Source organism: Mycobacterium sp. 1165196.3 (assembly GCF_001673415.1).
GTDB classification, from domain to species: Bacteria; Actinomycetota; Actinomycetes; order Mycobacteriales; family Mycobacteriaceae; genus Mycobacterium; species Mycobacterium europaeum_A.
This window is the reverse complement of the sequence record NZ_LZLU01000268.1, coordinates 40,701-53,026: the sequence shown is the minus strand read 5'-3', so window position 1 is coordinate 53,026 and position 12,326 is coordinate 40,701. Positions and strand designations below refer to the sequence as shown.

General features: G+C 67.8%; 12 protein-coding genes, 1 tRNA gene and 2 pseudogenes. 4 read left to right on the top strand and 11 right to left on the bottom strand.

Translation table 11 applies throughout. The features are described from left to right. Positions 1 to 397 (top strand): annotated as a pseudogene (locus tag A5659_RS27495) (glycosyltransferase family 2 protein); the annotation flags it as partial. Here the strand turns inward: A5659_RS27495 and A5659_RS25675 are convergent. The 4 genes and pseudogenes from A5659_RS25675 to A5659_RS25660 form a co-directional block, all read right to left on the bottom strand. After that, a pseudogene (locus A5659_RS25675) lies at positions 394 to 765 on the bottom strand (glycosyltransferase); the annotation flags it as partial. The pseudogenes A5659_RS27495 and A5659_RS25675 sit on opposite strands and share 4 nt — an antisense overlap. Then, a complete protein-coding gene (locus A5659_RS25670; protein WP_066873034.1) occupies positions 758 to 1,597 on the bottom strand; it encodes an ABC transporter ATP-binding protein in 840 nt (279 codons plus the stop codon). The gene A5659_RS25670 and the pseudogene A5659_RS25675, both read right to left, overlap by 8 nt. 20 nt (positions 1,598 to 1,617) lie before the next feature. Beyond that, entirely contained in the window at positions 1,618 to 2,073 is a 456-nt protein-coding gene (locus A5659_RS25665; protein ID WP_231998015.1) for a bacterial proteasome activator family protein, read from the bottom strand. A gap of 78 nt (positions 2,074 to 2,151) precedes the next feature. Further along, on the bottom strand, positions 2,152 to 4,149 hold the full coding sequence (locus A5659_RS25660) for a DUF6541 family protein (RefSeq protein WP_067185174.1): 1,998 nt from the start codon (positions 4,147 to 4,149) through the stop codon (positions 2,152 to 2,154). A 117-nt stretch (positions 4,150 to 4,266) separates the two neighbouring features. On the opposite strand from A5659_RS25660, the gene A5659_RS25655 reads away from it, so the two are divergent. Continuing rightward, positions 4,267 to 5,463, top strand: coding sequence for a cysteine desulfurase-like protein (locus A5659_RS25655; RefSeq protein WP_066882421.1), 1,197 nt, complete (start codon positions 4,267 to 4,269; stop codon positions 5,461 to 5,463). Here the strand turns inward: A5659_RS25655 and A5659_RS25650 are convergent. Then, on the bottom strand, positions 5,460 to 6,428 hold the full coding sequence (locus tag A5659_RS25650) for an NAD(P)H-quinone oxidoreductase (protein ID WP_067185177.1): 969 nt from the start codon (positions 6,426 to 6,428) through the stop codon (positions 5,460 to 5,462). The genes A5659_RS25655 and A5659_RS25650 overlap by 4 nt on opposite strands. A gap of 37 nt (positions 6,429 to 6,465) precedes the next feature. Here A5659_RS25650 and A5659_RS25645 point away from each other — a divergent pair. After that, a tRNA-Ser gene (locus A5659_RS25645) sits at positions 6,466 to 6,552 on the top strand. A 7-nt stretch (positions 6,553 to 6,559) separates the two neighbouring features. On the opposite strand, the gene A5659_RS25640 is transcribed toward A5659_RS25645, so the two are convergent. Genes A5659_RS25640 through A5659_RS25625 form a run of 4 tightly spaced genes read right to left on the bottom strand, consistent with a single transcriptional unit; the run spans position 6,560 to position 10,021 of the window. Next, positions 6,560 to 7,678, bottom strand: a complete 1,119-nt coding sequence (locus tag A5659_RS25640) for a hypothetical protein (RefSeq protein ID WP_067185171.1) — start codon at positions 7,676 to 7,678, stop codon at positions 6,560 to 6,562. Between the two features lie 37 nt (positions 7,679 to 7,715). After that, a complete protein-coding gene (locus A5659_RS25635) occupies positions 7,716 to 7,904 on the bottom strand; it encodes a hypothetical protein (RefSeq protein ID WP_066873023.1) in 189 nt (62 codons plus the stop codon). A gap of 28 nt (positions 7,905 to 7,932) precedes the next feature. After that, positions 7,933 to 9,171, bottom strand: coding sequence for a lipase LipE (gene lipE / locus A5659_RS25630; protein ID WP_067024055.1), 1,239 nt, complete (start codon positions 9,169 to 9,171; stop codon positions 7,933 to 7,935). A 25-nt stretch (positions 9,172 to 9,196) separates the two neighbouring features. Then, positions 9,197 to 10,021 (bottom strand): crotonase/enoyl-CoA hydratase family protein, encoded by an 825-nt coding sequence (locus A5659_RS25625; RefSeq protein WP_067185166.1) that lies wholly within the window; start codon positions 10,019 to 10,021, stop codon positions 9,197 to 9,199. Between the two features lie 23 nt (positions 10,022 to 10,044). On the opposite strand from A5659_RS25625, the gene A5659_RS25620 reads away from it, so the two are divergent. Beyond that, positions 10,045 to 10,629, top strand: a complete 585-nt coding sequence (locus A5659_RS25620) for a TIGR03086 family metal-binding protein (RefSeq protein WP_197498216.1) — start codon at positions 10,045 to 10,047, stop codon at positions 10,627 to 10,629. Between the two features lie 154 nt (positions 10,630 to 10,783). Here A5659_RS25620 and A5659_RS25615 read toward each other — a convergent pair whose 3' ends face one another. Together A5659_RS25615 and hisC are read right to left on the bottom strand one after the other, a co-directional pair. Beyond that, positions 10,784 to 11,245, bottom strand: a complete 462-nt coding sequence (locus A5659_RS25615) for a DUF4334 domain-containing protein (protein ID WP_066873011.1) — start codon at positions 11,243 to 11,245, stop codon at positions 10,784 to 10,786. A 10-nt stretch (positions 11,246 to 11,255) separates the two neighbouring features. Then, positions 11,256 to 12,323: a histidinol-phosphate transaminase gene (gene hisC / locus A5659_RS25610; protein WP_067185159.1), complete on the bottom strand. Its 1,068-nt coding sequence runs from the start codon at positions 12,321 to 12,323 to the stop codon at positions 11,256 to 11,258. Between the last annotated feature and the right edge of the window lie 3 nt (positions 12,324 to 12,326).

Sequence of the window (12,326 nt, the reverse complement as noted above, 5' to 3'; positions counted from 1 at the left end):
GGATACGGGCGTGCTGGCCACCCTGCTGGCGTGTGCCGAGAAGTACGGCCTGGCCGAGGTGTCGCCGATGGTGTGCAACATGGCCGACCCGGAGCGGCTGGCGTTCCCGTTGCGTCGCGGTCTGGTATGGCGCAGGCGCACAAGCGAATTACGCACCGAGGCGGGCCAGGACCTGCTGCCCGGGATCGCGTCGCTGTTCAACGGCGCGTTGTTTCGGGCCGCCACCCTGGACGCCGTCGGTGTCCCGGATCTGCGGCTGTTCATCCGCGGCGACGAGGTGGAACTGCACCGCCGGCTGGTGCGATCCGGCCTGCCGTTCGGGACCTGCCTGGACACCGTCTACCTGCATCCCTGCGGATCCGATGAGTTCCGGCCGATCCTGGGCGGCCGGATGCACACCATCGGCGACACCTCGGCCAGGCCGTACTTCTCGGCACACGCCAGCAGGGTGGCCAGCACGCCCGTATCCTGCGGGCGCCCGTCGTCGTCGGCCAGCCACACCCAATCGGCGCCCTGGGCCAGCGCGTGCAGCATGCCGAGTGCGAAACCCCCTGCGCCGCCCAGGTTTCGGCGCGAAGCCAGATAGGTGGTGGGGATAGGCTGGCCGGCCACCAGGTCGCGCACCCGGCCGTCGCCGGAAAAATCGTTGTCCACCACGATCAGGTGATCGGGCAGCCGGGTCTGCGTGCTCAGGACATCGAGCGACTTGGCCAGCTCGTCGGGGCGCCGATGGGTGACGACGACGGCGAAGACGGTCTCACTCATCCCCGGATGCTCTTTGGGCCAGGGGTGTCTCGACCCGACTCGCTTGCTGCGTCTCTTCCAGCACCTCGCGGACGTGCCGGGCCGCGTCTTCGCCTTCGTACGCGCGCACCACGTCCTCGATGCCGCCCGACATGCGGATGACGCCGTGATCGATCCACATCGCCGTCTTGCACAACCGGGCCAGGAATTCGTTGGAATGGCTGGCGAACACCAGGATTCCGGAGCGCTCCACCAGACTCTGCAACCGCGACTGCGCCTTCTTCAAGAAGTCGGCGTCCACCGCGCCGATGCCCTCGTCGAGCAGCAGGATCTCGGGGTCGATGCTGGTGACCACGCCCATCGCCAGCCGAACCCGCATGCCGGTGGAATAGGTGCGCAGCGGCATCGACAGGTAGTCGCCCAGTTCGGTGAACTCGGCGATCTCATCGACCTTGGACAGCATCTGCTTTCGCGTCTGGCCCAGGAACAGGCCGCGAATGATGATGTTCTCGTAGCCGGAGATCTCGGGGTCCATGCCGACCCCGAGATCGAAGACCGGCGCGACCCGGCCGGTGACCGTCGCCCATCCGCGGGTGGGTTCGTAGATGCCCGAAAGTAGGCGCAGCAGAGTCGATTTGCCCGCGCCGTTGTGGCCCACCAGCCCCACCCGGTCGCCCAGCTCGAGGGACATGGTGATGTCGCGCAACGCTTCGACCACAACGACGTTGGAGCTGTTGCGGCCGATCGTGCCGCCGGCCTTGCCGAGGAAGGCCTTCTTCAACGAACGCGACTTCGCATCGAAGATGGGAAATTCCACCCATGCGTTGTGCGTCTCGATGTGAGGACCCGACACCGTCAACTACTCGAGTTCGCTTACAGGTACTGACCGTGCCCGGGCGCGCCGCCCGGCTTACCCATGCCCGGCGGCAGCGCGCCCTGGCGCATCTTTTCCAGCTGCGCGCGGGCGGCCATCTGCTGGGCGAACAGCGCGGTCTGGATGCCGTGGAACAGTCCTTCCAGCCAGCCGACCAACTGTGCCTGCGCGATCCGCAATTCGGCGTCGGACGGCGCCGCGTCCTCGTTGAAGGGCAGGGTCAGGCGGTCCAGCTCCTCGCGCAGCTCCGGTGCCAGGCCCTCCTCCAGTTCCCGGATGCTGGTCGCGTGGATCTCGCGCAGCCGGTTACGGCTGGCCTCGTCGAGCGGTGCGGCGCGCACCTCCTCGAGCAGTTGCTTGATCATGGTCCCGATCCGCATCACCTTGGCGGGCTGCTCGACCAGATCGGTCAGGGAACGCTCGTCGGCGCCGTCGTCCTCGGCCAGTGCCATCATCCGCGGGTCGACGCCCCCGATGATCTCGACGCCGTCGTCATCGTTGCGGGTACTCAACTCTTCACCATCCTTTGTGGACTATGAGTGGGGCGTCGCGCCGTTTCCGCGCCATTCATAAATTCGGGCACCGCCATTGTCGTAGATCAGCGCCCACGACTTCGACTTATCCAGTGACACTAGTCCTTCGGGTACGGCGAACCCCCGGACAGTCGGCGAGCTCGTGTAGATGTACCGAATATTGAGCGCTTTAATCGCCTCGAGGACCCGCGGATCTGAATCGCCTTTGCGGGCCGAGGTCCAGAAAATGTACCGGTTGGGACCCGGGCCCATCTGTTGCGGGTAGTCGTAGTGCGTCCACAGCGGATGCAGATCGGCGACGGCGTACATCCAGGCCGTGCCGTCGGTGTTGGCGTTGCCGATCAACGTCTCGTGCGCACCGGGCAGCTTGGCCAGATAGGCCATCGCCATCAGATCGCGCTGGTCGATCATCACCGAGTCGTACTTGTCGCCGAACAACACGATGTGCCGATAGAGGTAGTGACGCCCGGTGAGCACGGTGGCCACCACCAGCAGCGCCGCGGTGGCGGCGATCCACACCGGGACCGGCCCCAGGCGCCGATCGCTGGCCAGGGACGGTCTGACCCGGGCGGCCACTCGTTTCGCGACGCCCACGACGCCGACGACGATCGTGAACAGCGCGACGCCGGCCATCGGCTCGAGCAGCAGGGTGATGGCCGCCGAGATCCGGCGCGGATCTTTGTAGAAGAACTCGCCGAACATCCCGGCCACCGCGCCGACCGGACCGCCGAGCGGCGTCCCGGCGTCGACGTCGACCACCACGAGCAGCAGCCAGACCGCCAGTGGCCACCAGATCCTCTTGTAGGCGAAGAGCAGTCCGCCGAGGATCGCGAGCGCCATGAGCCCGTACTGGTACGGGAAGTCGTTGAGGTGCCGGGAGTGCTGGAAGACCGCGTCGAACAATCCCCGCTTCTTGCTGAGGTGGGTCAGAAACGAGTGCCCGGCGATGATGTCTTCCTGTCCCTGGACGCTGATGAACTGCGGCAGCAGGATCAGTCCGGTCAGCACCGCGACGCAGGCCAGCGCGATGAAATCGGCCAGCCTGCCGCGCACCGGATGCCACAACACGTCGATCACCCACCAGGCCACCAGGAACAACAACACGATCACGCCGCCGGTGATGTGCACGGACATGACCCCCACCCAGGCCAGCACGGCCGCCGGGATGCGGTCGCGGTGTCGCAGCGTGGAGGTGATCAGGACGAACGCGGGCACCGCGACCCCGTAGGCGGCCAGGTTGGGCATCGCGGCGACGCCGAATTCGACGTAGGGGATCGCGGTGAACGACGCCGACAGCGCGGCCGCGGTGGCCGCCGCCCCGGCGCAGCGCCACTCGGTGGTGCGCGCCCGCAGCAGATGCCAGGTCAGCATCGCCGCGCTGGTGGGAAACAGCCACACCGATGCGGCAACCGAGCTCAGCGTGTAGCCGGTCGTGGGCGCCGCCCCGGTCAGCTGGCAGAACACCGCGATCAGCGCGTGGAACACCGACGGGTAGTACAGCGTCTTGTGGGTCTCGACGTTGCGCAGCTCGCCCATGTGCGTCGACGACGCCTGGCCGGTGTCCAGGATGAACCGCACCTCGTTGGCGTGCCAGACGGCGTCCCAGGTGCTCGGGATGGTCTGCCAATGGGCGGCCAGCCCGCGGTAGGCGGCCCACATGACGAGCAGGGATCCCAGCGCCACCCCGGCCCCCACCGTGATGGCCGGCCACCGGCTGATCGCGCGGGCCTCGGCGTCGCGGTCGCGGTAGCGGGCGAGCAGCAGCGCTAAACCGGTCATCAGCAGGCACACCACCACCAGCGCCGCCAGCGCCGTCCACCCGTTCCACGGAATCCCGATGGCACCAAACGGAATAATGGCAAGGGCGACCATGCCGTAGGTCAGTGCCGGGCCGACCGCGACAGCGACGGGCCACGACAACTGACTGATACGTGCGATGATCGCCCCGGGCGCTATCAGCAAGAACAATGCAATGAGCGTTCCGAACCAGAGCCCCACTCGACTAGTATGGCTGGCCGGGTGCCCTGGCTCGGGAGGCCACCGACTGGCCGGAACGTCTGTGGCACCCGCTACCGTCACAGTTTCGCAAAAAGCGGAAGCTTTAAGGTGGCCCACATGGCATACGACGTCGCCCGGGTGCGCGGACTACATCCGTCGCTGGGTGACGGGTGGGTACACTTCGACGCCCCGAGCGGGATGCTGGTTCCCGATTCCGTCGCGACGACCGTGTCGACCGCCTTCCGCCGGTCCGGTCCCACCACCGTGGGCGCACACCCGTCGGCGCAGCGCAGTGCTGCCGTTCTCGAGGCGGCGCGGGCGGCGGTGGCCGATCTGTTCAACGTGGAACCCGCCGGCGTCGTGCTGGGCGCCGATCGGGCGATCCTGCTCTCAGCGCTGGCCGAGGCGTCGTCGTCGCGGGCCGGCCTGGGCTACGAGGTCATCGTCAGCCGCCTGGACGACGAGGCGAACATCGCCCCGTGGCTGCGCGCGGCGCACCGCTACGGCGCCAAGGTCAAGTGGGCCGAGATCGACATCGAGACGGGTGAGCTGCCGACGTGGCAGTGGGAGGGCCTGATCGGCAAGTCGACCCGGCTGGTCGCCGTCGCCTCGGCCTCCGCGACGCTGGGCACGGTCACCGACCTGCGCGCGATGACGAAGCTGGTGCACGACGTCGGCGGCTTGGTGGTGGTCGACCATTCCGCCGCGGCGCCCTACCGGTTGCTCGACGTGAAGGAGACCGACGCCGACGTGGTGGCGGTGAACGCCGCGGCGTGGGGCGGTCCGCCGATCGGGGCCATGGTGTTCCGCGATCCGGCGCTGCTCAACTCGTTCAGTTCCATCTCGCCGGATCCCAAGGCGACGGGGCCGGCGCGCCTCGAGATCGGTGCGCACCAATTCGGTCTGTTGGCCGGGGTGGTGGCCAGCATCGAGTACCTGGCCTCGCTCGACGAGTCCGCCCGCGGCAACCGGCGCGAACGCCTGGCGGTGTCGATGCAATCCGCCACGGCGTACCTGAACCGGATCTACGACTACCTGATGGTGTCGTTGCGCTCGCTGCCGTTGGTGATGGTGATCGGCCGTCCCGAGGTGCGCATCCCGGTGGTCAGTTTCGCGTTGAACGGCGTGCCCGCCGAACGCGTCGTGCAGCGGTTGGCGGACAACGGAATTCTGGCCGTCACCAACGAAAGTTCCCGCGCGCTCGACGTATTGGGCGTCAACGACGTTGGCGGCGCGGTCACCGTCGGCCTGGCGCACTACTCGACGACGGCCGAAGTCGACCAGTTGGTCCGCGCGCTGGCCTCGCTGGGCTAGACCGTCAGGACGACCTTTCCGGTCACCTTGCTCGACGTCAGCTGTTGGTGTGCCTCACCGGCTTGCTGGATGGGCAGGCGGGCGCCGATGATCGGCCGGACCCGGCCGTCGGCGATCATCGGCCACACCTTGGCCGTCACGGCCGCGACGATCTCGCTCTTGCTGTTCGGGCCGCTGACTGGCCGCCCGCGCAGCGTGGTGCCGATGACGTGCGCCCGCTTGGCGAGCAGCTTGCCGATGTTGAGCTCGCCCTTGATGCCGCCCTGCATGCCGATGATGACGAGCTGCCCATCGGTGGCCAGGGCGTCGATGTTGCGGTCCAGATAGGAGGCGCCCATGATGTCGAAGATCACGTCGGCGCCGCCGTGCTCCTGCAGCCGGGCGACGAAGTCCTCGTCGCGGTAGTTGATGGTGATCTCGGCGCCCAGGTCGCGGCAGGTCTGCAGCTTTTCCTGCGATCCGGCGGTGACGGCCACCCGCGCACCCAGCGCCCGGGCGATCTGGATCGCGTGCGTTCCGATGCCGCTGGCCCCGCCGTGCATCAGCAGCAGCTGGCCCTTGCTCAGGTGGGCGGTCAGCACCAGGTTCGACCACACCGTGCAGGCCACCTCGGGCAGCCCGGCCGCGTCCACCAGATCGACGCCGTCGGGAATCGGCAGCAGCTGGCCGGCGGGGACGGCGACGTACTCGGCGTAACCACCCCCGGCGAGCAGCGCGCAAACCTCTTGTCCGACAGACCATCCCGTCACGTCGGCGCCGACCTCGCTGATGACACCGGACACTTCCATGCCGATGATCTCGCTCGCCCCCTGCGGGGGCGGGTACTTGCCGGCCGCCTGCAGTAGGTCGGCGCGGTTCACGCCGGCGGCGGCGACCTTGACCAAAACCTCACCGGTCCCGGCGGAAACGTCGGGCACATCCTGCCAGGAGAGTTGATCGGAAGATTCGGCGACGATGGCGCGCATGGTGGCCACGCTACCGAGTCCCGCTACCCTGATCAGCGGTGGCGTGGCAGAGCGGCCTAATGCACTCGCCTTGAAAGCGAGAGACGGCTAAAACCGTCCGGGGGTTCAAATCCCTCCGCCACCGCTCCTGATCACTCAACGCTCTGGTGCAGCGTGGGTGCGTAGCGCAGCACCGCGCCCACCCCGTCGGCGGGGGAGATGCGCTCGTCGGTGCGCACCAGGGCGGCGCCCACCGAGATCGCCGAGAACGGCAGCGCCTCGTCGACCCGCAGCGTCTTGGCGGGAGCGGCGCCCTGCTCGGACAACACGTTCTCGTTGGGAGCGAGCGTCGTCAGGCCTTCGTCGGCGACGACGGTCGCGTCGCCGATGTCACCGATGATCAGCGTCTCCACGGCGCCCTGACGCAGCGCCGAGCAGACCGCGCCCAAGCCCTCGGCCGCCAGCCCGGACTGCCGCCCGATCTCGGCGGTGAAGCGCTGCGCGGCGTTGTCGATGGTGCGCAGCTGGCGCTTGACGAACTCAGCTTCGATGGCCTGCTCGATCTCACCGAAGTCGTGCCCGCTGTGCCGGGCTCCCACCTCGAGTGCCACCGTGCGCTCGCGTAACCGTTCCGGCAACTCGGCCAGCAGATCGGATCGCGAGCGCACCTCGCCCACCACAAAGATCACCTCGATGGCCTTGCCGTCGGCCAGTTCGGCGACGCGGTCGGCGACGGCGCGCAGGTTCTTACGTGCGGCCTCTTCGGTGCGCAACTGGGGATCGCCGTAGCCCGCGGTCTCCGCACCGGCGGCTTTATGCACGGGATGACCACCGCCGTCCACGGTCTCGTCGCGCAGCGTTCCGCCGATGTGGGTGGTGATGTCGGCACCGCTGTGATCGACGACCGCCAGCACATAATCGGGATGATCGAAGCTTTGCTCGAGAATCGGTACCAGATAAGGCAATTCGGATACCCGGACGACATCGGTCGCGGCGGGGCGGGCCAAATGTTCGTTGATCACCACGCCGTCGGCGCTGGCGATCACCGCCCGCCCGCTGCGGCCGATCGGCGGCCGCAGGTTCTTGATCGCGTCCTCGATCTTGTCGACGACCGTCGCTGCGGCGTGTAAACGTTCCAGTTCTTCTTTGATCGCCCGCCACTTGAGCTCGAGTTGCGCCTCGGCGTCATGGGTGTCATGTGAGTCATCGAAGTAGACCGAAGCGAACGGCCCCGGTGCGTCCAGCAGCTTGCGGAAGCGTTGCGAGTCCATGCGTTGTTGGTTGCCCCGCCAGCCGGGGGACAAACACCTAGCTTCGGTCGCCCTCGGTGTCGTCGAAGAAATGCCACTCGCCGTCGTGTTCGACTTCCATGCGCCAGCCGAGCTCGCTGTTGTCGGCCTTCTGGTCGACGAACCACGCGTGTGCGTCGTCGGCGCTTTCGATGTCTTTGGTCGCGACGACCTCGCCCTTCGGGTCGAGCACTCGATAGGTAGCCATGAGGGCAGTGTTCCCACTGCCGTCGTCGTCAACCGGATGGGATTTCGGCGGTGATCGTGTCCAGCAGGGCGGTGTACCGGCGGGCCTCGGGATCGCGCCCGGGTTTGCCGCTGCTCACCACGCCGGCCGACAGGCCGCGCGCGGGGTCGGCCCAGATGGCGATGTTAACCAGGCCCAGGTTGCCGAACGCGTGCGGCGCGTTACGCCCGAACGGCCCCCACCGGTTGGTGCCGAGGATGTAGCCGGTACCCCAGCGGGCCGGCTGCAGCCCGACCGCGAAATCCGGTCGTAGCCTTCGGCATTGGGTCACCGCGCCGTACATGGTCTCCGGGCTGATCACCCGCACACCGTCGAGTTCGCCTCCGCGGCGCCATATCTCGGCGAAACGCGACATCTCCTGCGCGGTCGACACCGTGTTGGACGACGGAATGATGGTGGTCAAGAACATCGGCGAATTCGTGTACGGGATCATCTCGTGCACGGTCCCGCCGATCGCCTTGCGGAAGATCTGGGCGACCACCGGCGGGAGTGTTCGCCCGGTGGCGTGGCTGGGCGCGACCAACGGGACGTCCTGCTTGGCGACGCCGAAGTTGGTCCAGCGGAAGCCGAGTGGGTCGAGGATCTCGGTGGCCAGGATCTCGCGAATCTCCTTGCCCGTTGCCGCGTAGACGATCTCGCGCACCAGCGGACCCCAGGTCAGCGCGTGGTACATGTGCATCAGCCCCGGACGGTAGAGGGGCCGCAACTCGCTTAGCTTCTGCTGCGCGTACTCGTGGTCGTCGGCGCGAGTGACGTCGGGTCGGGGCCCGGTGGGAAAGGGCAGTCCGGCGCTGTGCGTCAGCACGTGCCGGATGGTGATCCGGTGCTTGCCGTGGCTGGTGAACGTCGGGATGTATTCGCACACCCGGTCGTCGAGCGAGAACACGCCGCGCTCGACGAGCATGTGCACGACGGTCGCCGCCATGCCCTTGGCCGCCGAATACACACAAAACGGTGTGTCGGGGGTGACGACGATCTTCTCCGCGTCGGGCGGGTCGCTGGGGGCGTTGCCCCAACCGTGGCCGATCGCCCGGTTCAGCACGACGCGGCCGTGCCGGCGGATGCACAGCTGGATGGCGGGGTGGAAGCCGGCTTGGTACCAATGCCGGGCGGCCTGCCAGATCCGGTCGACGGCGGCGCTGTCGATTTCGGAGTGGTCCTCGGCGCCGATCGTCGTCACGGAGTCCAGGTCGGCCGGGAGGCGGATCTTGCCGTCTGGTGTCGTCACCTCAGCGAGGGTACGTGGCGCGGGACTACTCGCCGGTGAACTGCGGCGGCCGCTTTTCGAAGGTCGCCGAGATGCCCTCGGTCAGGTCCTTCGACGGCAGGAAGGCCGCGTTCCAGGCGGCCACGTACCGCAGGCTCTCCGAGACGGCCGCGGTTCGTTGCTGGTCGAGCACGTCCTTGATGCCGTGCACGGTCAGCGGGGGATTGGCGGCGATCTCCGCGGCGGTGGCGTGTGCGGCGGCCAGGGTGGCGTCGGCGTCGGCGTACACGTCGTTGACCAGACCGATCTTCTCGGCGCGGGCCGCGTCGATGTCCTTGCCGGTCAGCGCCAGCTCGCGCAGGTGTCCGTCGTTCAGGATCATCGGCAGGCGGGCCAGGCTGCCGACGTCGGCGACGATGGCCAGCTTGACCTCACGTACCGAGAACTTGGCGTCGGCGCTGGCGTAGCGGATGTCGACCGCCGAGATCAGGTCGACGCCGCCCCCGATGCACCAGCCGTGCACCGCGGCGATGGTCGGGGTCCGGCAGTCGGCGACCGCGGTGATGGCGCCCTGCATGCGCTTGACCTCCCGATGGAAGACCGCGCGGGGACCGGCCAGCGCGTCGCCGGACAGCAGCGGGGTGAACGAGCCGCCCATCGCCGGCACGTCCAGGCCGTAGCTGAAGTTGCGGCCCGAGCCGGTCAGCACGATGGCCCGCACCTCGGGGTCGGCGTCCAGCGCGGCGAACAGTTCGGGCAGCTCCGACCAGAACGCCGGTCCCATCGCATTGCCCTTGCCCGGCCCGATCAGCGTCACCTGGGCGACGTGGTCTTTCGTCTCGACGGTGACGGATTCGTATGCTTGCGCCATATCGAGACCGTAGCGTGGCGAATATGGCTCCTGACTTGCGACCCGGACCGCATTCCCCGCCCACCGACGAGCTACACAGCGCCGAGGACACGCTGGGGGTGCTGCAGCGCGTGGTGCACACCATCGCCGCCGACGATCTGTCGCGACGGACGCCGTGCACGGAATTCGACGTCTCAGCGCTGACCGGGCATCTGCTGAACTCGATCTCGGCGCTCGGGGGCATGGTCGGCGCCCAGATCCCGGAGCGCGACGAGGGCGATTCGGTGGAGCGTCAGGTGATCGCCGCGGCCCGGCCCGCGCTGGACGCCTGGCACCGCCACGGCCTGGACGGCTCGGTCCCGTTCGGCAAGGGCGAGATCCCCGCCAAAAGCGCGTGCGGCATCCTGTCGGTCGAATTCCTGGTCCACGCTTGGGATTACGCCGCCGCGGTGGGGCACGACATCAATGCGCCCGAGCCGTTGTCTGAATACGTGCTGGGCCTGGCGCGCCAGATCATCAGGCCGGAGCTACGCGGTCAGGCCGGATTCGACGACCCGGTCGACGTCCCCGAGGACGCCGGTGCGCTCGAACAATTGGTCGCGTTCACGGGTCGCAACCCGGCGGGCTAGCTCGGGCTGCCTAGCCCTTTAGCCACCGACTGTGAAGCCTGGGCATTGAGTGTGAGGCCACGGCGGGTTCGCACGGCGCGTCGCCGCCCTGGATGCACACTCAACGCCGTCAATTCACACTCTGCGGCACGAAGGCACACTCGAGCGCCCAGACCTACTCGCGTTCCAGGTAGAAGTAGTAGTACTTGCCGTTATCCCGGACGCCCTTGCCGTTCATGATGCCCATCACGGCGTCGTCGTCGATCTTCTTGAAGTGGTCGTGCACCGGCTGGCCGTCGTAAACCATGGTGGCGGTGACCTCTCCGCGGAAGTCCTCCAGCCACAGGCTCGCCTCGCCCTTACCCATCTCCACGTTGGAGAACTTGTTGCCGTCGGCGTCCAGGCAGACCAGCGGCTGCACGTCGCGGGCGGACTTGAAGGTCTTGCCGTACCAGCCGGCCTTTTCCAGCTGGCCGTTCATCTTGTGGCCGGTCTGGAATTCGCCGCCCTTCCATTCGCCGAGCATGCCCTCGATGGTCGCGGGTGCCAGTTCGGCCCAGAAGTCGTCGAGCTCGGAATCCGCGATGTCGCCGCTGCGCTCTTTGAACTCGGTGAACTTCTTCCGCGCAAGGTCCACGGGCGACTCCTTACGATTCGGTGCGGGCAATCCAATCGCGGGCAAAATGCAGCAGGGCGTCATTTTCCTCCGGCGCACCAATGGTGACACGCACGCCCTCGTCAGCAAACGGCCGCACCACCAGGCGCGCCTCCGCGGCCTGCTCGGTGAAGTCGGTGGTGCGCTCACCCAGCGGCAGCCAGACGAAGTTGGACTGCGACGCGGGTAGCTCGAACCCGGCCTCGCGCAATCCCGCGCTGACCCGGGCGCGCTCGAGGACCAGCGCATCAGTGCGGGCCATCAGCTCGTCGGAGGCCTCGAGCGACGCGATGGCGGCCGCCTGCGCGACGTTGGTGACCGCGAACGGCATGACGACCTTGTCCAGCGCGGTGATCAGGTCCGGATGGGCTACCGCGTAGCCGACCCGCAGGCCCGCCAACCCGTAGGCCTTCGAAAAGGTCCGCAGCACAACGACATTGCTGTGGGTCAGGGCCAGCTCCAGGCTGTTGGGCAGCAGGCCGTCGCGGATGTATTCGGCGTAGGCCTCGTCGATCGCGATCAGGACGTGCGGCGGCACGGCCTCGACGAAGCGCGTCAGTGCGTCCGGATCGACGACGGTGGACGTCGGGTTGTTCGGGTTGCACACGAAGATCAGCCGGGTGCGGTCGGTGATCGCGGCGAGCATCGCGTCGAGGTCGTGCGTGTGGTCGGTCAGCGGCACCTTGACGGTGGCCGCGCCGGACACCTGAATGATGGGCAGGTAGCACTCGAAGCTGCGCCAGCCGATCATCACCTCGTCGCCGGCGGCCGAGGTGATCTGAACCAGCTGCTGGCACAGCGTGACCGAACCGCTGCCGACCGCGATGTGCTCGGGCGCGACGTCGGAACCCAGGTGCATGGCCAGCGCGGCCTTGAGGTCGACGCTGGCGTTGTCGGGGTAGCGGTTGACGACGGCTACCGCGCGTTCGATGGCGGCGTGCACGCTGGGCAGCGGCCCGTGCACGGTCTCGTTGCTGGCCAGTTTGATCGAGCCCGGCACGTTCTTGCCGGGCACATACACTGGCAGTCCGGCCAGTTCGTTGCGCAGGCGGGCAGTCACTTC